14 protein-coding genes are annotated in these 21,509 nt (G+C 49.1%); 12 read left to right on the top strand and 2 right to left on the bottom strand.

Annotated features, from left to right (window positions below; genetic code table 11):
• Window positions 1–29: 29 nt before the first annotated feature.
• Both J7619_RS11020 and J7619_RS11015 read right to left on the bottom strand, forming a co-directional pair.
• Window positions 30–254 carry a hypothetical protein gene (locus tag J7619_RS11020; RefSeq protein ID WP_291197903.1) on the bottom strand — a complete coding sequence of 75 codons (225 nt, stop codon included), beginning with the start codon at window positions 252–254 and terminating at the stop codon, window positions 30–32.
• Between the two features lie 83 nt (window positions 255–337).
• Window positions 338–925: a hypothetical protein gene (locus J7619_RS11015; protein WP_291197901.1), complete on the bottom strand. Its 588-nt coding sequence runs from the start codon at window positions 923–925 to the stop codon at window positions 338–340.
• 243 nt (window positions 926–1,168) lie between these two features.
• On the opposite strand from J7619_RS11015, the gene J7619_RS11010 reads away from it, so the two are divergent.
• The 12 genes from J7619_RS11010 to J7619_RS10955 all read left to right on the top strand — a co-directional run bounded on the left by J7619_RS11010 (window position 1,169) and on the right by J7619_RS10955 (window position 21,346).
• Window positions 1,169–1,570 (top strand): response regulator, encoded by a 402-nt coding sequence (locus J7619_RS11010; RefSeq protein WP_291197899.1) that lies wholly within the window; start codon window positions 1,169–1,171, stop codon window positions 1,568–1,570.
• 188 nt (window positions 1,571–1,758) lie between these two features.
• A complete protein-coding gene (locus J7619_RS11005; RefSeq protein ID WP_291197897.1) occupies window positions 1,759–2,352 on the top strand; it encodes an RNA polymerase sigma factor in 594 nt (197 codons plus the stop codon).
• Window positions 2,353–2,437: 85 nt separating this feature from the next.
• On the top strand, window positions 2,438–3,538 hold the full coding sequence (locus J7619_RS11000; RefSeq protein WP_291197895.1) for a FecR family protein: 1,101 nt from the start codon (window positions 2,438–2,440) through the stop codon (window positions 3,536–3,538).
• Window positions 3,539–3,748: 210 nt separating this feature from the next.
• Window positions 3,749–7,318, top strand: a complete 3,570-nt coding sequence (locus J7619_RS10995; RefSeq protein ID WP_291197893.1) for a TonB-dependent receptor — start codon at window positions 3,749–3,751, stop codon at window positions 7,316–7,318.
• A 24-nt stretch (window positions 7,319–7,342) separates the two neighbouring features.
• A complete protein-coding gene (locus J7619_RS10990) occupies window positions 7,343–9,121 on the top strand; it encodes a RagB/SusD family nutrient uptake outer membrane protein (RefSeq protein WP_291197892.1) in 1,779 nt (592 codons plus the stop codon).
• 92 nt (window positions 9,122–9,213) lie between these two features.
• Window positions 9,214–10,791 (top strand): FG-GAP-like repeat-containing protein, encoded by a 1,578-nt coding sequence (locus J7619_RS10985; RefSeq protein ID WP_291197890.1) that lies wholly within the window; start codon window positions 9,214–9,216, stop codon window positions 10,789–10,791.
• Between the two features lie 482 nt (window positions 10,792–11,273).
• Complete coding sequence (locus J7619_RS10980; protein WP_291197888.1) at window positions 11,274–14,978, top strand: T9SS type A sorting domain-containing protein; 3,705 nt, start codon at window positions 11,274–11,276, stop codon at window positions 14,976–14,978.
• Window positions 14,979–15,009: 31 nt separating this feature from the next.
• Window positions 15,010–18,288, top strand: coding sequence for a DUF6443 domain-containing protein (locus J7619_RS10975; protein ID WP_291197886.1), 3,279 nt, complete (start codon window positions 15,010–15,012; stop codon window positions 18,286–18,288).
• Window positions 18,288–18,659: a hypothetical protein gene (locus J7619_RS10970; RefSeq protein WP_291197884.1), complete on the top strand. Its 372-nt coding sequence runs from the start codon at window positions 18,288–18,290 to the stop codon at window positions 18,657–18,659. The genes J7619_RS10975 and J7619_RS10970 overlap by 1 nt, the downstream gene beginning before the upstream one ends.
• Window positions 18,660–18,803: 144 nt before the next feature.
• The gene (locus tag J7619_RS10965) at window positions 18,804–19,823 is read left to right on the top strand and encodes an RHS repeat domain-containing protein (protein WP_291197882.1); all 1,020 of its coding nucleotides are present in this window, start codon (window positions 18,804–18,806) and stop codon (window positions 19,821–19,823) included.
• 38 nt (window positions 19,824–19,861) lie between these two features.
• Window positions 19,862–20,083 (top strand): hypothetical protein, encoded by a 222-nt coding sequence (locus tag J7619_RS10960; RefSeq protein ID WP_291197880.1) that lies wholly within the window; start codon window positions 19,862–19,864, stop codon window positions 20,081–20,083.
• Window positions 20,084–20,188: 105 nt separating this feature from the next.
• Complete coding sequence (locus J7619_RS10955; protein WP_291197878.1) at window positions 20,189–21,346, top strand: hypothetical protein; 1,158 nt, start codon at window positions 20,189–20,191, stop codon at window positions 21,344–21,346.
• Window positions 21,347–21,509: the final 163 nt, after the last annotated feature.

Below are 21,509 nucleotides of genomic sequence, written 5' to 3'. Positions count from 1 at the left end.
TTAATCAGCTGTGAAAAAGAAGCAGGTAGTCAGGCCTTTTGCCCGTTGAAAGGAGTCTGGTCGTACCGCACCTGTTCGGCGAGCCTGGAAATGTAAGGAATACCCTCGAGCTCGTAGTCGGCGATCTGTGTGGCGGTGAGGCGGATGGCAAAGTCATACAAACCCGCTCCTCCGCACACCACCGAGAGGATGTATTCTCCGGGGTGCTGTTCTGAAAAAGTGTAGTTCCAGGCTTCCTTGGCAATTTCTTTCATGTAAAAAAGCGTTATGCGGGGCTAAATATACGTCAAAAAAGAAAGGACAGCACGTCGCCCAACGTGCTGCCTTGTTTTCATGGTTATAGTGGTGTTTCCGTGTATTTTCCCTTCGGGATCTTGTTGACGACCGCCTCGGAATAGCCCGTAGGCAGGTGTCCGCCGGGTAGCCACAAACTGTTGGCACCCATTTCGTTGCCCGACGGAACGCGAACGTTCAATGCCTTGGGATCGGGGATCGATATCCGGACCATTTCCTGTCCCTTCCAGCTGCCGGCCGGTATACCCAGTTCTGTTTCGATTTTGCTGATATCCTTGCCGGTTTTGGTCAGCATGGCGTCCATTTCAGATTTTGTCATCACGAACTGCGTATTGTCGGGGTAGCCAAGCGTGTCGCGGCCGTATTTGTCCAATGCCGATTTAGCGACGAGATAGGTGGCACCGCCGTTGAACTGCGCCAGATGGAAATCGATATACTTCTGATCGAGGTAAACCGAGGGGGCCGGGCGTTGGCCTTTGGTGATGTCGAGTACTTTTTGCGAAGACCAGCCTTCTTTCCAGGAGTCTTCGAGTTTGATGGTGTCAGGGGTTTTGTCGTCGTCGTCGCTGCACGAGAAAGACACAGCTGCCATGAGCATGAACAGCCACAAATGGAGGAGATTTTTCTTCATTGAAATAGTGTTGGCTAAATGTTGTAGCCGCAAGTATACCGAAAAGTTAATTAATTCTACTTTTTAAGTGGGTGTTTTTGAAGAAATTCTACAAAATACCTCGGATATATTATCGCCGACGGTCCATTGTTTACCGATCGATCATCATGGAATGAATTTTGCAGTTGACGTATCAGCCGGAGGAGTGGCCGCAGCATGATGGCGGCGCGGCTAGGGCGGTCGTTGGCATTTACTTGTAAAATAATGATACCACGAAACATTTTGATTCTGCTGGTGGACGACGACGTCGACGATCAGGAGATTTTCCTGCTCACGATGCAGGATACTGGCGCGGACGTGGAATGCGAGTTTGCATGCGACGGTATCCAGGCGCTGGAAAAACTGGGCAGGGGCAGCTATGAGCCCCACCTGATCTTTATCGATATCAATATGCCCAAAATGAACGGTATGGAGCTGCTCGTGGAGTTGAAGCAGAATCCCAGGCTGTTGAAAACGCCGGTATATATGTATTCGACTTCGGATCAGAAGGAAATCGTGACGAGATGCATGGAACTGGGCGCTTCCGGTTTTATGAAAAAAAGCCCGGACATTGAGGAGCTGCGGAGGGACTTCTCCCAGCTGATCGACAGCCGTATGGCTTCATGACCTTTCCATAATGCAAGGCAGACTTGCCCGGTACAGGTCGGGCTAATTGCTATGTAGCCAGTAGTTTACGCAGTATTAAACATGTCAATATAGGACATGAAAATGCGAATATTCGAAGGGAATGTTTGTTGAAATTGTTCTATTTGAACATTTTTTAGTATTTTTGATGAAAGCAAAAACCTGACTATTTGGCTTCTCCTTTTACCGATACCGATGATAGAATACTCTGGCAACGCTTCCGGCTGGGAGACGAGGAGGCATTCACTTTACTATATCAGCGGTATGTGAGGGTGCTTTATAGTTACGGAAAGAAGCTGATCACGGACGAAGCGATAGTGGAGGACCTGGTCCAGGATCTGTTTATCGACCTCTGGCAAAGCCGCTCCCGCTTGGCCGACGCCGAATCTCCCCGGTTTTACCTTTTTCGTTCGTTGAGGCGACGTATTCACCGGAATTGCAATGGCCGTTTCAATGAACCCTGGGACCTGATCGACGAGGAGTTTCACCCGGTTTCGCTTCCGAAGGAAAGCGAGATCATCGAATCCGAACAAAGCCAGAAGCAAAAAGACGAACTCGACACCTGGCTGAAAAGCCTCCCCGGGCGGCAGTACGAGGTGATGATGTTGCGGTTCTATCAGGATTTCAGCTATTCCCAGATATCTCAAATACTTACCATCAACGAGCAGTCGGTCCGAAACCTCGTGCAACGTGCTGTTTCCAAGCTCCGTCAGCTCACCATTTCGCTTCTTACTTCCGGATTATTTTTTTTTCTTCTAAAATAATTTGAGAAAAGTGAGTTAAACCGCCTTTCCGGTTGCTCTTCCTTAATGAGCACCATGTCAAATTTTTCATCAAATATTCATACTGATGGGTTACTATCATTACGAAGTAACTGATTTCCTGGAAGATCAATATTTCAAATCCTGGGTACTGACCCCGTCTCAGGAGACTTGTGATTTTTGGAATAACTTTTTACTCACACATCCTGAAAAGGCCGAAGCCATTGCCGGTGCAAGGTCGGTGTTGCTGGGGATTCGCGCTGAAATGGAAGCGGATTTCCCGACCGACGGGCAGGTGGCCGCGATGCTTGACGAAATCCATAACCGGAAAGATTCGGCAAGTCGCGGGCCCATGCGGGGGCTCTGGCTACGATTGGGTGCGTCGCTTTCGGCCGCTGCGGTGGTATTGCTGGTGATTGGCTGGGCAAGGCAGCCCAACCGGCACGACAACCATGTGAGTTACGAGGAGTTGTTGACGGCCGTGGAGGAGCCGCTGATGGAGCAGAAGAACACCACGACGGCGCCCATCCTGCTTACTTTGCCGGATACCAGCACGATTCTCCTGCAACCAAAAAGCAGCGTGAGCTATCGTAAGGACTTCGTCAGCAGCACATTGCGGGAAGTGTACCTCTCGGGGCAGGCATTTTTTACCGTTACCAAAAACCGCCAGCGCCCGTTTGTGGTGTATTCCAACGAGTTGGTTACCAAGGTTTTGGGGACTAGTTTCATGGTCAAGGCATTCGAAGACGCGAAACAGGTGGAAGTATGTGTGAAAACCGGTAAAGTATCCGTTTTCCCGCGTACCGATACCGAGGTATGCGAAGGGATAGCCAGTCCGGAACTCGCGGGGACGATCATTACGCCGAACCAGAAAGTGCTTTTTTCACGTGAGCAGACCCAGATTCACAAAGGTTTGGTCGATGAGCCGGAAATCCTGGCGTCGGCGGTGTTACCAGCGCCGCTGCTGAAGTTCCAGGACATGCCGGTGTCGCAATTGCTGAGCAATATCGAAGAGACCTACGGGATCGATATCGTATATGACCACCGTTTGTTCGGCGAGTGCCTGTTGACAGCCTCTTTCACGACGGAGAGTCTCTATGAAAAGATGGACCTTATCTGCAAGGGCATCGAAGCGAACTTCGAGGTGATAGACGGGAAGATGGTCGTCACCGGCAGAGGATGTAATTGATATTGAAAGGAATACAAATGCTTACAAACCTAACTAACCACCCTAAACCCGGACAACTTCTATGATTTAACCAAACTCCCACAAAAAAGAAGGTTGATGATGTTGCACCATCACCAACCCTGAGTTCATCCCCAATTCGATTACATCCGTTACCAGCGGATGGAGGACTCGTTTTGCCCATTTTTCCATGTTACAAAACTTAGTAAAGTTATGAAAAAATTGTATCCTAACTATGCTTATTGGCAGATCCTTATGAGATTCAGTTGTATGCAACTCATCATTGCTGCACTTCTGACGACCGTGGCCCTGGCTGGTGCCACCGAAGCGCAGGAGGTACTGAATAACCGCATTACGATCCAGATGCAGAATCAGGACGTTCGTAAAGTGTTGTCAGCAATTGAAGACCAGGTTAAAATAAAATTCCTTTACAGTTCCAATCTGATCAAGGCGGAACGCAAAGTGAGCGTGAATGTGAAGCAGGAGCAGCTTGGCTCGGCATTGAAAACCATCCTGGCCCCGTTGGACCTCGGTTTCGAAGTTTCGGGCAAACAGATCATCCTGAAAAGAGTGAAACTGCCTGTGGAGAAACTTAACCCGCAGAGCTACAAATCAGCGACGCTCGACCGGACCATTTCGGGTACGGTAACCGATAAAGACGGTTCATTTCTGCCGGGCGTTTCGGTGGTCGTGAAAGGTACCGCACGTGGTACGGGCACCGACGCGCAGGGGATGTTTAAAATCGATGCACCCGATGGCAATGTGACGCTTACATTCAGTTTTGTAGGATTTGCTTCGAAAGACGTGGATGTAGCCGCCGGCCAGAGCACAGTGGACGTGACACTGACCCAGGACGAAAAGCTGTTGAACGAAGTGGTGGTAGTAGGTTATGGAACTGCCAGCCGCAAAGACCTGACCGGTGCCGTTTCGATCGTGAAAGTAGCCGAGCTGACCGAACAACCCAACTCCAACCTTAGCAATCAGCTTCAGGGCCGCGCTTCGGGGGTGACCGTACTTACATCCGGCCAGCCTGGCCAGGCACCGCAGATCCGTATCCGCGGTATCAACTCATTCGGTAACAACACGCCGTTGTTCGTGGTGGATGGTGTTCCTACCCAGGATATCAATAACCTCAACCCGAACGACGTAGCTTCGATGCAGGTATTGAAAGACGCCGGTTCGGCTTCTATCTACGGTTCGCGGGCATCCAACGGGGTGGTGATCATCACCACCAAGCGCGGCCAGGGTAAAGTGAAGGTGAGCTACGATATGTTCTACGGCACACAGACTGTGAAGAAAGGTAATGTATACGACATCCTTTCGCCACAAGGCATGGCCGATCTGAAATTCCTTGCCCTGCGCAACTCCGGTGCGACCATCAACGACCCGCAATACGGCAGCGGCCAGACGCCCGTTTTGCCCGACTACATCGTACCAACCGGCATGAGCGAAAGCCAGGTAGACCTTTCCAAATACTATGTTAACCCGAATTATACCGACAAAGCGGATATGGATTCGTTCTACCGCATTGTGAAGGCCAACAAGGGAGGTACCGACTGGTTCCACGAAGTGTTCAAGAATGCACCGATGCAAAGCCATAACCTTTCGGTGAGCGGCGGCGGCGAGCAGGGAAACTATATGTTTTCTTTCAACCATTTCAATCAGCAGGGAAACCTGATGAACACTTACCTGAAGCGCTATACATTGCGGGCCAACAGCCAGTACAATGTGAACAAGCACATCCGTGTGGGTGAGAACATCGCGCTTACGCTTGTGAACAACCCGCGTACGGGTATTCTGGAAGAAGGCGGTGGTATCGGTATGGCTTACCGTATGCAGCCGATCATCCCGGTTTACGACGTTCAAGGCAATTATGCAGGATCGTTCGGAAGCGGCTTGGGTAATGCGAAAAACCCCGTTGCCATCCGCGACCGCGCACGCAACAACAAGGGCCTTACCAACTCGATTTTCGGTAATATGTTCGCAGAAGTGGATTTTCTCAAAGATTTTAACTTCCGTACGAGCTTCGGGGGCGGGCTGTTCACCTATGCAGAAAACACGTTTTCCTATCCTGAATGGGAGAACTCCGAAAACGTAACCACCAACTCATACTCGGAGCGTGTGAACTCGGGCTACAACTGGACCTGGACCAACACGGTTACCTGGGAGCATTCATTTGATAACAAACACAATTTCAAAGTATTGGCGGGGACCGAGGCTTACAGCAGTACCTATCGCGAAGTGGGCGGTTCAACGCAAAGCTATTTCTCGTTTGACCCTAACTATACCAGCCTTACGACCGGATCGGGAACGCCTACCAACTTCTCCAACCGCTCGTGGGATGCATTGTTCTCCTACATTGGCCGGATCGATTACAACTACAAGGACAAGTACCTGTTGAGCGGAACTTTGCGCCGTGATGGTTCTTCACGCTTTACTTCGCAATATGGCTGGTTCCCGGCTGTGAGCGCAGGCTGGCGTTTGAAAGAGGAAGACTTCATGAAAAGTGCTACCTGGTTGACCGACCTGAAAATCCGCGGTGGATGGGGTATCATGGGTAACCAGTTCAATGTGGACCCTGCCAATGCATTTACCACTTACGGTCAGAACAGAAGCTTCGCTTTCTACGATATCAAAGGAACGGGTAACAGCACTACCATGGGCTTCCAGCGTACCCGCGTAGGTAACCCGAATGCGAAATGGGAGGGCAACATCAACTCCAACATCGGTATCGATGCGCAATTGTTTAACGGAGCGATTGATTTTACAATTGATTACTACCAGAAAAACATCGACGACCTGCTCTTCTCCCCGGAACTTGCCGGAACAGTGGGACAGGGTACAGCACCTGCTGTGAACATCGGTAAAATGAAGAACAAGGGTATCGATATGTCGATCTACGGCGAAAAAACGATCGCAAAAGATCTGAAACTGAATGCGACGGTAACCCTGACGACTTACAACAACAAGATTGTGAAAATCACCGATGGTGTGACTTACTTTGACCAGGAAGGTCGCCGCTTCAATGGTAGCACGATTGTTCGCAATGCGGTAGGCCATTCGATCGGACAGTTTTATGGCTACAACATCGTAGGTTTCTGGAACAGCCAGGCCGAAATCGACCAGGCTAATGCACAGGCGGCAGAGCGCAGCGGAAACCCAGCGGCCGTTTATCAGAATGAAGTAAAAGTTGGACGTTTCCGTTATCAGGATGTGAATGGCGACGGCCTCGTTACCGCCGATGACCGTACATTCCTCGGTAACCCAAGTCCGAAGTTTAGCTATGGTCTGAACATCGGTGCAACGTATAAAAACTTCGATTTTGGTATTTTCCTTTACGGTGTGCAAGGAAACCAGATCTGGAATAACCTGAAATGGTGGCACGATTTCTACACCAACTTCCAGGGTGCAAAAAGCAACACAGCATTGTACGATTCGTGGACACCCGATCACATGAACGCGACTGCGCCTATCCAGGAAAACACAGGTTCGTTCAGTACCACCAACGTGCCTAACTCTTATTATGTAGAAAACGGCTCGTACCTCCGCGCGAAGAATGCGCAGATTGGCTACACATTGCCTAAAAACCTGACCCAGGCTTTGAAAATCGACCGCCTGCGCGTGTACCTGCAAACTGCCAACCTGTTTACAATCACCAAATACTCCGGCCCGGATCCGGAAGTGGGACAAAGCCAGGTGGGGGGCTCAACGGCATTCGGCCTCGACGAAGGGGTTTATCCGAACACCCGTCAATTCATCGTCGGTTTAAATCTGACATTCTAATTCACTGTAAAAAAACAGAAAGAGATGAAGACATTGAGATTTTCAAAAATAGCGCTGGTTGCGATGTTCGGTCTTATTTCGTATTCGTGCCAGGAGAGTTTTCTTGATAAACCTGCATTAGGATCATTGAGCGACGCCCAGCTGAGTACCAAAGCCGGCGTGCAGAGCTTGCTGATCGGTGCTTATGCAGCCCTCGACGGCAACGGCGTTGGAGCTGCCAGCGCCTGGGATGCCGCAGCCGACAACTGGATTTACGGCAGTATTGCCGGCGGAGATGCCAAAAAGGGAAGCGACGGCGCCGACCAGCCGGGTATCAACTCCATTATGATTTATAGTGCAGGGCCCAGCAACGGGTTTTTCAATAGTAAATGGCGGGCTGCCTATGAAGGTATCAACCGCGCCAATACCGTGTTGAAATTCATCCCGCTGGTAACGTCGGGCATTACCGACGCCGAAAAAACAGACTACACGGCTCAGGCTCGCTTCCTGCGCGGACATTACTATTCTGAATTGAAGAAGATGTTCAATATGGTGCCCTGGGTGGATGAAAAAACGCCGGACCCGGCAGCGGTAAAAAATGATGCCGATATCTGGCCGAACATCGAAGCGGATTTCAAGTTCGCGATGGACAACCTTCCTGCTACGCAAGCCGAAGTGGGCCGTGTGAACAAATGGGCGGCTGCCGCTTACCTGGCAAAAACTTTCCTGTACGAGAAGAAATACGCGGAAGCAAAGACCATTTTTGACCAGGTTATCGCCCAGGGTGTTACGAGCAATGGCCTGAAATATGACCTGTTGCCCAAATACCAGGATAACTTCGATGCGGCACAAAAGAACCTCGCCGAATCGGTTTTTGCGATCCAGATGGCTGCTAACGACGGTACCAACACCATCGATAACGCCAACACAGGTGGTATGCTGAACTTCCCGTACAACTCGCCATTCCGTTGCTGCGGTTTTTACCAGCCTAGCCTGGATCTTGCCAACTCGTTCCAGACCGACGCCAATGGCCTGCCCAAAGTGGACGGCTACAACGCGACTACTCTGAAGAACGACATGGGTATCAAATCCGACGCGGCATTTACGCCGGACGCTACCACGGCACTCGACCCGCGTATCGACTGGACAGTGGGCCGTCGTGGTATCCCGTTCCTTGATTGGGGTAACCACCCGGGGCAGTCGTGGATCCGCGATCAGAGCTATGCAGGCCCTTATTCGCCGAAGAAGAATATTTACTGGCAGGCAACGCAGGACAAATATTCGGATCAGCATTCATGGGCACCTGGTACCGCAATCAACATTCAGGTGATCCGTTTCGCGGACGTACTGCTGATGGCTGCCGAAGCGGAAGCACAGCAAAACAACCTCGCGAAGGCGCAGGAATATGTGAACCGCGTGCGCGCACGTGCAGCGAAGCCTGAAAGCTGGGTGTACACCTATGCTGATCCTACTAAACCAATGGGCGGATTTACGAAAACACCAGCCGCGAACTACAAAATTTCGCAGTATCCTGCCGGTGCATTTGCTGCCAAAGGAAAAGAAGGCGCATTGGCGGCCATTTATTTCGAGCGCAAGCTTGAACTCGCTATGGAAGGTCACCGGTTCTTCGACTTGTCGCGCTGGGGCATTGCGGAACAGACTTTGAATGCCTACATCGCATTCGAAGGCAAAGTTACGCCGGACGTGAGAGGCGGTAAGTTCCTGAAAAATGTGAACGAGTACTTCCCGATCCCGCAACGTCAGATTGACCTTAGCACCAAAAATGGGGTATCGTCATTGAAGCAAAATCCTGGCTATCAATAACAAGCTAATACCAAACGGAGTTGACCTTCGGCAAAGGGGCAGTTTATAACTGCCCCTTTTTGTTTATAATAGGAGGATTATTGATCGGATTTATGAAACTATCTAAGTGGCTCCCCGTATTACCGGCCGGAGTTTTTATCGCGGCAGTGTGCATACAAGCCTGCGGCACATCCGGCGGGTCGGGCGATGCCGGACTGACGGGGGAACTGGCCGAGGGCCGGGATGCCGCAATAAAGCATTGCGGTACGTGCCATTTGCCGGTGGATCCTGCATTGCTTGATAAGGATACCTGGAAAAACCGGGTGCTGCCGGTGATGGCGCAATATTTCGGGATCGAAGTGTGGCAGCGGAACCAGTATTTTGCCAGCGAGAGCTCAGCCATGCCCATTACCGACTGGATGAAGATTGTCGCCTATTACGATTCCCTCGCGCCTGCGCATCTGGACAGGCCGCCTGCCACGCCCATGCCCGTGCGTGAGGAATGGGCCGGTTTCACACTTAAGAAGCCCGCGGACGACACATCCCGCCTTGCCACCACCACAATGGTCGCTATCGACAGCGCGGGCCAGGCGATCTATACCAGTAGTTCCGAAGTGCCTGCATTAGTGCGCTGGAATCATGATTTCAGCAAGAAAACAAAAACCTCGCTGAACTCGCCGGCCATGCATATGCTGTTTGCCGGACAGCACCCGGTAGTGACGGCGGTGGGGGAAATGCGTGCGTATGACGTAACGCGTGGAGAGCTCCACCGGGTGGGAACATCCGGGGCAGTGGAGCCGGTGCCTTTTATCACCGGTTTGCGCAGGCCGCTGCATACTTCTGCCGCGGATTTCAACCGGGACGGGAAAACCGATTACGTGGTGTCCGCATTTGGGCATAACCAGGGCGGGCTGTACGTGTTCCGGCAAATGCAGGATGGAAAGTTTGAAAAGGTGGCCGTTCGGGAAATGGCAGGCGCAACGCAATCGGTCGCCCGCGATTTCAATGGCGATGGGTGGCCCGATATCATCGCGTTGTTCGCGCACGCGCAGGAGGGTATCTGGCTTTTTACCAATAATCAAAAAGGGGGATTTGTCGAAAAAGAACTGTTACGCTTTCCGCCGGTCTACGGCTCATCCAGCTTTCAGCTCGCCGATTTCAACGCTGACGGCCAGCTGGATATTCTCTACACATCTGGCGATAACAGCGATTATTCCCGCATTCTGAAACCCTACCACGGTGTGTATATTTTTTTGAATAAGGGGAATTTTCAGTTTGAAAAAAGCTGGTTTTACCCGGTCAATGGTGCGACGAAAGCGGTAGCAGCGGATTTCGACGGCGATGGCGACCTCGATCTGGCGTCGATCGCATTCTTCGCCGACCTCGTTGATAATCCGCGGGAAAAATTCCTGTATTTCCGCAATGAGTCTTCCAAATCCGCCTTGAAATTTCAGCCTTTTTCTCCTCCTGTCGCCCGGTATGGCCGCTGGATTTGCATGGATGTAAAAGATTGGGACGGCGATGGCGATCCGGATATCGTGCTGGGTAATTACTCAAGGGGATTCCTGAACCAGGATGAAGTGAAGGCGGACTGGAATGTGTATCTGCCTTTTATAGTGTTGCAAAACGAGGGCAAACCTGCTTCCGACCATTCATTCAGTAGTTCTAAATCAATCGTTGTGAAAAAATAGATCCGTTAGGTATATAAAACTTACATCTCATACTGAAAAAGTTATCCATCAATAAATAGCTAAAAAACAGCATTTGTATCCTGAAAATTATTTTTAGCTTGCCGGCGCGTTAACGTCAATGAAGTTACAAAACCGATAAGGAACCGATTCAACTACTTGCCCAGTCAGCGGTAAGAAATTCATTCATTTACAACTCATCGTTCTACATACGGGTAAATACAAGGGCTTTGCTCCGCCGGTTGTTTACCTGTCCCAATGTTCCTCAAATACTCAACTATCTGGTCCGGGAGGTCCGGCGTAATTGCCGTTCTCCGGAATTTCAAATTTTCACATAGTTACAGTAAGCAATGAGAGTCGACATACTGATGCCTGGTATATAAAGCCCGGTCACAGGCCTTCATTCACTTTTCGATTGCAATGACCCGGCAAACAAGGCTTTGCCGGTAATGTATCTTATTGTTCAACCCTTCACATACTACCCGATGAAACACCTCCGTATAATCCTGGCTTTGCCATTCGTAATCATCACATTGCTTGCCCACGCACAAATCAAGCCGACAACTGTGGATAGCGCCAAAATAATCGGTTCGCAGATGTCTTCACTGATAGCGCAGGAACCTAATATCCCTCAGCCGCCCAAAACAATCCAAAGCCCCAACGCGGCGACGTTGGGCGCTTATGGCGAAATAGCAGTTTCGCCGTTTACGGGTAAACCCGAGATCAATATAGACCTCCACACAGTTTCCAGCGGAGAAGTTCAAATCCCGATAATGCTGCATTACGATGCGGCCGGGGTACGTCCGGATGTGCACCCTGGCTGGACAGGGCTGAACTTCGGGTTGTCGACCCATTACTCCATCATCCGGACGGTCAAAGACGGGCCTGACGAATTCAATATCCCCGGTATGACGCTCGAACAACTAGGCTATAATTTCACGTATATCGTAAACGGCGGCAATAATTGGGCTCTTCCTGACACTATCAGGAAAACGGCTCTTACGATCTCAACACAGCAAGGGTCGCAAATGGGCTCATTTGTTGACACGGAGCCCGATGAATATAGCTTCAACCTCCCCGGCCTGTCTGGTAAGTTTTATTTTGGTAGCGACGGGCTCTGGAAAGTTCAGTGCGATCGCCCGATAAAAGTAGAGCGGATAACAACCCAAAACATCCACCTTTATACACCATTCGTACCTCCGGCCAGTATCAAAGATGGTAACCCATGGCTACCGATAGGTCATTACATGGAGCACTTTCAGGGCTTTACTATTACCGATGAATTTGGCACGAAATATATTTTCGGCGGCAGCGACATGTCCTGCATGGAGTACAGTATCGATTTCTTCGATCAGGGCAGGGATGGATGGGTTTGCAATGCCTGGTACCTAAAATCCATCCTGCGGCCGACCGGGCAGACTGTCAACTTTACCTATGAGAGGGGGGCCTTCGTAAACCAGATGTACTTTTCGGTCTACAACAAAATGTCCAGGATTAATGGCGGTAATTGGTTTAGTTGCGCCAATTGGTCGTCCCTTATCACACAATACGGTCCTTACAGCGGCAAACTGATCTCGCCGATTTATCTCACTGAAATCAGTTCGGACAATTTCAAGGTGAAGTTTTTGTCCAGTGAAAGCACGGAGCTACGCTACACGAATGACATTTTTACCACCTATGAGAACAAAAAAATCCAGGATGGTTATTTGCGGCTCGATTTTCTGACTTTCCTCTATGATTGTTATTACCCGATCCCCAATAATTATCCGGGTGGATGTGGATCCCCTACGCTGACACAGCTGCTGGCGAAACTGAAATGGCGTAAACTGGATAAAATCCAGGTCCAAAACGGAGCAGGCGCAACGGTCAAGGAATTTGAATTCACCTACAACAACATTGCGACCGAAAGATTGATGCTGCAAAAAATCCAGGAGAAATCCGGATATAACGCAAACAAGCTCCCTGCCTATGAATTTACCTATTTTACAAACGGATATACCCTTCCTGCTTATTGTAAATCCCATACCGACCATTGGGGCTTCAACAACGGCAAGCTGATCAACGTCGCTAACGATTACAATTCAATGGGGACATACGGCAATACTTACCGTATTCCTGACCCCAACGAAAACCTGTACCGCGCAGGCTCCCTCACACAAATCAAATATCCCACAGGCGGTGTTACCAAGTTTCGTTTCGAAGCACATAAGTATTCCAAAGAGGTGAAAGTGAAACGCTGGGAAGGGGAAGATCCTTTTGCGTCGAACCAATTGGCTGGGGGCCTGCGCATTAAAGAAATCCAATCCTACGATCCTGGCCTTACAATTCCTGCGGTTACCAAGAAGTATTATTACCTGGCCAACTTCAACCCGGCAAGCCCGGATACTTCCGCTACTGCGCTGTCCAGCGGGGTTTTGGGTGGGAAAGCGCAATACTACTGGCCTGATTACAAACCTTTACCCGACGATCCGGGGATTACAGTGGAGGAGGAAATTTTCTCTACCCAATCGGTCTTGCCCGTATCAGAAAACTCCATGGGTTCGCACATCGGCTATTCGCAGGTCGTCGAGCGGTCTTCCACGGAAGGATGGACGGTTCACCAATTTTCCAACTTCGACAATGGCTATCGCGATGAAGCTCCGTCCGGTTTTTTGCAACCGAGTTCGACGCCTTATCAGCCCTATAACAGCAAGGCTTTTATGCGGGGAAAGCAGTTATCGCAGGAGCAGTTCTTCCAAAACGGGAACATTGCTTCCAAAACTACCCGGTCTTTTAATCTGGTTGGGGACATAAGCAATTACACAGCCAGATCTGTGAAAACCCAGGTCACTTACCTCTGCAACACTGCCAACACCGTGTTTGAGGGCACTGCCTATCTGATCGATTGCCGGAAATTCCTGCCTACGGAAATAATAAATTACTCCTACGACCAGGATAATGCCCTGGCAATCACCCCGAGGGTTTCTACTTACACGTACTGGCCTAATGGACAGCTGTACGTAGCGGGGCAGGCTACCAGCAAGGGTAGTGCCATCAAGACCTGGTACAAGTACCCGCCTCAATTCGGCGATGCTGCCAGTACGGCGATGGTCAACAAAAACATGATCGGCCCGGTGCGCGAGGTGTTCAACTACACCGGGACCGAAGCAGCACCGTCACCGATCAAAACCACTGCCATTACCTACGATGTCTTTTCGGGGGCGTACCTTCCCAAAAAGGTGGAGACCAAGATCGGGAATGCCGTGTCATTTAATACCGACATCGAGTTCCTGTCGTATGATCCGAGAGGGAATTTGCTTACCTACAAAAAACAAAATGGCCCTGTCACCAAACTGGAATACTATGGGACGGCCGATATAGGGAAAACCGATCAGCTGAAAACATCCACCCTGGCCGACGGCACGCCCGTTGCCCAAACCACTACATACAATTACAAACCATTGGTCGGTGTCGAAAGCATTCAGGACCCGAACGGAAAGGTTGAATTTAATGAGTATGATGATTTCAACAGGCTTAAAAGGGTCCACTCAGGCAATGCAGGCGGCCCCGTCCGCATCACTTATTGCTATAACTATGCCGGTCAGGTTGTCGACTGTGCTGCATTGGCGCCAACAGGCAGTGTAGCCGCAGCCGGTCTGGAGCTGATTGCGGAAGACGCATTACCTGTAACCCTTGTTGAATTTACTGCCAAACGACAAGAAAATGTATCCCTTTTAACATGGCTTACTACCTCTGAATCCAATAGTGACCGCTTTGATATCGAACGTAGCGCAGACGGGCGGAAATGGCAAAGCATTGGCTCCGTGCGGAGCCACACGGAAAGTAGCGAGCAGCGGTCCTATGCATTTATAGACCACTCACCATTAAAGGGCGAAAACCTCTATCGACTTAAGATGGTCGATCTTGACGGCACTTTTGCGTACAGTCGCTTACAGAGTGTCGTGTTTGAGGAGGGTGATAAAGTAGTGCTTTACCCCAATCCTTACACTGTCCGCGATCGGCTCATGATTCAGACCAGGCACCCTGAAAAAATCGAACACATCCAAGTTTTTGATGTTACAGGCAGGAAAATCCTTCAATCTGCGTGGAAGCCAGACATAGACATATCCCAGCTCGCGCACGGTCTGCATATCGTTCAGGTCACCTATACCGATGGCAGTGTCAGCACCCACCGTATCGTGAAGCAATAACACTATTCACCACTTTAACCATAGCTAATCCATGCGTTTTTTACGAATCGTCCTATTGCTGTGCCTTTGGGGTTCCCCAATTTGTGCGCAGCAGACCAACAGCCGCAACTACATTATCAAGCGCGCCAACAAGCAATCAGGGGCCAATCCCGACGACGTCAGCAAGGTCACAACCCAAGTCCGGTATTTCGACGGCCTCGGGCGCCCCATTCAAACTGTCTCCGTCGGCCAGAGCCCTTCCGGTCACGACTTTGTGGAGCCACTGGAATACGATGCGGCGGGCCGCGTTGTCAAACAGTATCTGCCCTACGTTACCACCGGTAATGGTGCTTTTCAGGCCAACGCCTATGCAGATGCCCCGGCCTGGTATACCACCAATGCGGCAGGCTTGAAGCCAACAGACCTGGCCAGGCCCTATTTACAAACAGTTTTCGAAACTGCGCCTGCCAGTCGCATCGGCAGCCAGCGAGCGCCAGGCAACAACAGCGCCAATTCCGTCAAAAAATACAAGGTAAACGGGGCCAATCAGATCAACCGCTATGACTACGACCCTGCCGGCAACACCGTCATACAAAATGCACAGTATGCCGCCGGGACCCTCACTTATGTCAATTTCACCGACGAGCAGGGCAATGTTACCAATGAGTTTACCGACATGCTGGGCCAGATGGTCTGCCGGCAGGTAATAGCCGGAGGCGGAACCACTCTTTCCACCTATTATGTCTATGACGACCTCGGACTGCTCCGGGCTGTCTTACAACCCAACTATCAGGATGTCGCTTCGCTCACCGACCATGCCTTTGCCTACGATTACGACGAACGTGGCCGGATGGTCGTCAAACGGGTGCCGGGCGGCGGCGGGACAGAAATGGTTTACGATCAATACAACCGGCTGGCCATGTCGCGCGATGCCAACCAGTTGGCACGTGGTGTGTGGGGCTTCGTTAAGTACGACGCCCTCGACCGTCCTATTGCCGCAGGCGAAATTGCCTCGGCCGCCACAAGGCAAACCTGGGCCGCCAATGTAGATCTGAACACCCAGCATCACGAAGACCGCGCCAATGGCACCGTCCAGGGATACTCACTCGACAAAACCGCACCCAAAAATGCTACGGTCGACAATCTCCTGACCATCACCTTCTACGACGACTATGGCTTTTCAAAAGCCGCCTATCATGCGTATGATGGCTACCTGATTCCCTCCTACAATGCCAACGTGAAGGGGCAAGTCACCGGCGGAAGGATACGTATGCTGCCAGGAAACGGTAATGCTGGTGGCTTCCTGACGCACGCGAATTATTACGATGCCGAATACCGGCCGATCCAGACCGTACGGGACTTATACGACCTCGGTTCTGGGGCGTACGAGCGAACAGCAACGGCGTACAAGTACGACCTTGCGCCCGTGGCAGCGCATGAAGAATATGTGCAAGTGCTCGGGGCCAACCAGGCTTACGTATTGTCCAGAACATATACGTTCGATCATGCCGATAGACTTCTGGGTGTGCTGGAATCGGTTGCGACTCCTCAATCCACAAAAGAAGCCTATCTCGCCTCTTACAGGTATAATGCCCTTGGCAGCCTTGAAAACAAATGGTTCTACAACGTCAAGGGCAACAAATACATTATCCGGACTGACCATACCTACAACATCAGGGGGTGGCTTACCGATGCATCATCCGTTTACAAAAAAACTACCGCCGGCCCGGAATTTTCAGTATTTGGTTACGGCCTGGCCTACGCCAACGGGGCGAGCTACACCAACGGCAACATCAGCCAAATGCAATGGCGCAATCAGGACGAGGCCAGTTTTACCAAAGGCCTCAACTTTACCTATGACGGGGCAAATCGCCTCACCGGCTCATCCGGTATCGGCGGCTACACCGACACCGAAAGTAATATCACTTACGACAAAAGCGGCAACCTCAAAACCCTCACACGCGCGGGCTCTGTCGCAGACAACCTCACTTACGCCTACACGGGCAACAGGCTCACATCCGTTACCGATGCCAGCGGTAGCAATTTCGGTGTAAAAAATGGCTTAAGTACCTATCTGCATGATAACAATGGCAACATAACCTCCGACGGCAATCGCGGCGCAGTCATAACCTACAACCAGCTGAACCTGCCCAAAACCATCACCGTAGGCGGCAAAACACTTACTTACGATTACGATGCGTCAGGCGTTAAGCATAAATACTTTTCAGACACGCTGACTATCAAGTACGCCGGGGCCTTTGAATACCGGCTGGTTGGCGTTAATAACATCCCCTACCGGGCAGCGTTGAGCGAAGGACAGGCTGTATTTAAGAATGGGATACCCTTTTTTGAGTTTTATCTTAAAGACCATCTGGGCAATGTTCGCGTGCTGTTTGACACGACCGGTAAGATCAAGCAGCGGACCGATTATTATCCGTTTGGGCTTGGTATTGCACGGGACGTGCCGGTGCAGACGCAGGCTGTTAGGAATGGGGTTAATCGTTATACTTTCTTGAATCGGGAAAGACAAGCTGAAACTGGATATATTGATCTTGTTCGTAGGTTTTACGACCCGACCATCGGACGGTTTATGCAGGTTGACCCTGTCACCGAAACGCAAGAACACCTCTCTCTATACCAGTACGGGTGGAATAATCCTATCTTGCGTAGTGATCCGAATGGGGACATGCCGGATTGCTGCGGAGAATGGGGAACGGTCGTGGGACAGTTTGCAAAAGGTGTAGGAGAAGCGGTGGTCAGAAATGTAAGAGCAGTTACCGTAGATTTGCCTCAGACATTAAGCGGACTAGCTCGCACTTCTACACTAGCGGGCAAAGTTGAAGCCGCAGTTGGTGTAGCGATGCTCTACGAGCAAACCCAAAGCGATTGGAATAGTGGGGATGTTGGAACGAGAGCCAACATTGCCGGGAACGTTGTAGGTGAAGTCGGTATTGCAGTGGTTGGTTCTAAGGGTCTTGGGAACCTTGGGAAAGCAGGGGTAGTTTCAGATATCGCGAAAGTAGGTGAAGTCGGGGAAATAGGTAAAATTTCCCCCAATGTTCAGAATATATTAAATACAATCTCTGACTTCAAGCAGGCCGGCGGAGAAGTCAAAGTCAACCCTCTTAAACCAGGGCAAGAGCTCAATATGACATTTCAAAGCACCGATGCCAGCAAGTTGGATCTAAGAGTTGAGACCCACAAATTATCTCCATCTGTCGGAGGAAACGGAGTCACACCTCAAAGACACCTCAATGCAACGGTTACGAATGCAAGTGGAAATACTGTCAAAATGAAACATATTAATGGTGGTCATAAAATATTGGAATAATGCTTACAGAGAGAGATTTACTAACTGATATTGTACTATATGCCCCGGAGTCATCAGTATGGAATATTTCCAGTGACTCGTGGGAGCGAATACCTCAAATCTTTTCTTCATTTATTTCGAATAATAAAATATATGGCTGGGATGTCATTATAAATAACGATAATCGAAGCCAGTTGATAGCGATAATTGTTAGAGAGAATTTACCCCAAAAAATAGTCCATCAAAATGTAAAATTCAACGATAAATTGATTTTTGAAAGTTATGATCAAATGACTGGCTCGTACATCAGTGCTTTTTTTCCTGGCTTTGATAAACTTATTCTGAAGTATCAGAGCAGTGATTTTGATGTATTGGAATTAGAATCTGAATAATTCATTCACATGGGTTTATCTAAGCGTCGACTCCACCCGTAAAGTGCTCAAATAGCTCGAAAACACGGTTTGTTTGCAAAAAGAGAGCATTTTTGTAGGGAATCGGGCATTCGGCAGTTGTCAAATGCAAAGCCCTGACAAACTATGTCCAACTTTTGTCAGGCCTTTTTCAAAAAACGGGATTCTTTTTTTGAGTATTATCTGAAAGACCATCTGGGCAATGTTCGAGTGTTGTTTGACACGACCGGTAAAATCAAGCAGCGGACGGATTATTATCCGTTTGGGCTTGGTATTGCACGGGACGTGCCGGTGCAGACGCAGGCTGTTAGGAATGGGGTTAATCGTTATCTTTATAATGGGAAGGAATTGCAGGTTGGGACAGGCTATTTAGACTTTGGAGCCAGGACATATGACCCGTTGATAGGAAGAATGACGACAGTCGATAGGTTTGCCGAACAGTATGTCTATGTTTCCGGGTACCAATTTGCATTAAATAATCCCGTGATCAACATTGATATGAATGGTGATAGTGCCTGGAAGGTTACGAATCAATGGAATGATAACTTTATTGCCAAATTTAATAAAACGCTTCCAGGGTATATCCAAAAATATATAGCGCGTAATGATCGATATACTTGCGATGATCTTGGATTGTCGCTCATCATGGATTTTGCTAAGGAAAACGCTCTTCCTTTTCAATGGAAAACCGGGGCGAAAAACTTTGATGCAGCATCGAATGAATATAGTGACTTTGCCAGTTTTGCTCATGATGTAAAAGCAATGTCCGGCGCGCCTGATTTTCAAAATAATTCAAATACGGTTCCTGTGAGTGCCGAGTCGGCTGACGCAGGTGGTATTCTATTGAATGCAAGGCCAGGAAATGAAAGGGCACACCATGTACAGATGATTATGCGCCGGAGTGATGATGGGGGTAGTTTGTTGATTAAGCAGGGGAATTTTGTGGCATGGCCGAGGGCTCAGCGGCTTTGGGGTTCTGGTGATCCCGATTCCATGAGATATTTGGGGACAACGGTACAAACCGGAAGTTATAATATGCTAAGTGGGGTATGGCGTAATGCAACATTGGGCTCGGCGAATCACCGGTTTGCCAAAGAAGAACGGCTCATTTTTCGAGTATTTAATTTTACTAATTGGAACCGATGATGAAATATATACATATTATTATCAATTCATTTTTGATTATGCTTTTTGTATCAGTAGCCGAATTTTCAAAAAGAGATTTTTTTACGGTTTCTGAAATGCTGGATATTGGGGATGCAGTTGACGTTCTTGTTGTCTTAATATTTGTTCATTTAATATTTATTTCAGCGATGGTTAAGCATCAAAAGGCTTTAAATATTGCTATCAGCCTGATAACATTGGGCGTCTATCTATCCTACCCAGTGAGCTTCAATCCATTTTGATTTATGAACGTTGAATAAAAAGCATTCCATTTGAGAAAACTGCGGTTATATAATTATTTATTCATTTATCCAAACACACCTATGAAAACAAAGTCTACACACATTATGAAGAACTATACACACATCTTCACTAATGGAATCACCTGTTTATTCATAATCCAATTAACCACATCAATGCAAGCCTTCGCCCAGGGCAAATTTGTAGAAGGTTACATAATCACCAACCAAAATGATACGATCCGCGGTCTGGTTAGGTATGCCGATTGGGCGATGAGCCCGAAAGAAGTTCGGTTTAGGAGCCCGGTGGCAGACGGACAGATGTTTCCGGCGAAAGATGTAAAAGGTTTCGGGGTTTTGGTAGCCAATGAGATTTATAAAAGCAAAAAAATCGGGCTTCTGGATATCAGCTTAACCCAAGCGTATACTATTGTCCCGTCATTGGAAGCCAGGGACTCGGCATATGTATTTTTACAGGAGTTGGTTACAGGCGGGAGAGCAACATTGTTCGAGTTTTTAGATAGGGCGGAGCATCCGCATTACTTCATTGAGAAGGATGGCCATTTAAAGGAATTGTTCTATTATCCATTCTACAAGGCGGTTGATAATCGGAGATATTTACTGATTCATGAGGAGTATAAAGAGCAATTGGCAGGATTTTGTGGTGATTCGGAACGATTTAAAGAACCCTTGCCAGCGTATCAGGAAAAGTATCTGAAAGACTACGTTGAATCTTATAATAGGTCATTTACGAAGGATAGCATTTCGTACCACCGGGCGAAAGACAGCCGGCTGACTTTTGATCTCGAATTGAGTGCCGGCGCCGAAAACTGGCGGGAGGGTTGGATCGAGGTCCGCAACAAGGCAACCTTCGGTTTTGGGGTCCGGGTGAATTTTCCCCGGAAATTTCGTAATAGATATGTTAGGGTCAATTTCTTGCTTACACCAAACTTGCAGCTCGGATTTTCCCCGAATTCATTGTCGAGGCGTACATTAAAGACACTTGAAATAGGTGTTGGCAGGTATGTTGGTTCCGGAAGGATGCGGCCTTATTTCGGCCTTAACGCAAGCATTGTGAACAAGGGATACCGCAGCAGTTTTTTGGGAATGAATGTAGGCATAAGCTACAACCGGCTTATCAGCTTGGAAGTAGGGCATTTCGCCAACTTCAATTGCATCCCCGCTAAAAGCAGCTTCCTTATCCAACCAAGGATCAGCCTGCATTATTTTGCCAATTTGAAATTTAAGCAAAATAGAATACGTTGATAAAGAACCCATAAATCTGCCCTACATAGCAAATTCATGGCATAAAGCTTTTCACCACGGCGATGATTTGTAGTGCGTATCCTAATTGTTCTTTTTAATGTAAATAAGAAGTTACCAAACGCCAATTCAAGATTGGTGCAACACAAAAAAGCACAGACCAACC

The organism is Dyadobacter sp. (assembly GCF_017744695.1).
GTDB lineage: Bacteria > Bacteroidota > Bacteroidia > Cytophagales > Spirosomataceae > Dyadobacter.
The sequence above is the reverse complement of the archived record's forward strand: the minus strand, read 5'-3'. Positions and strand labels throughout refer to the sequence as shown.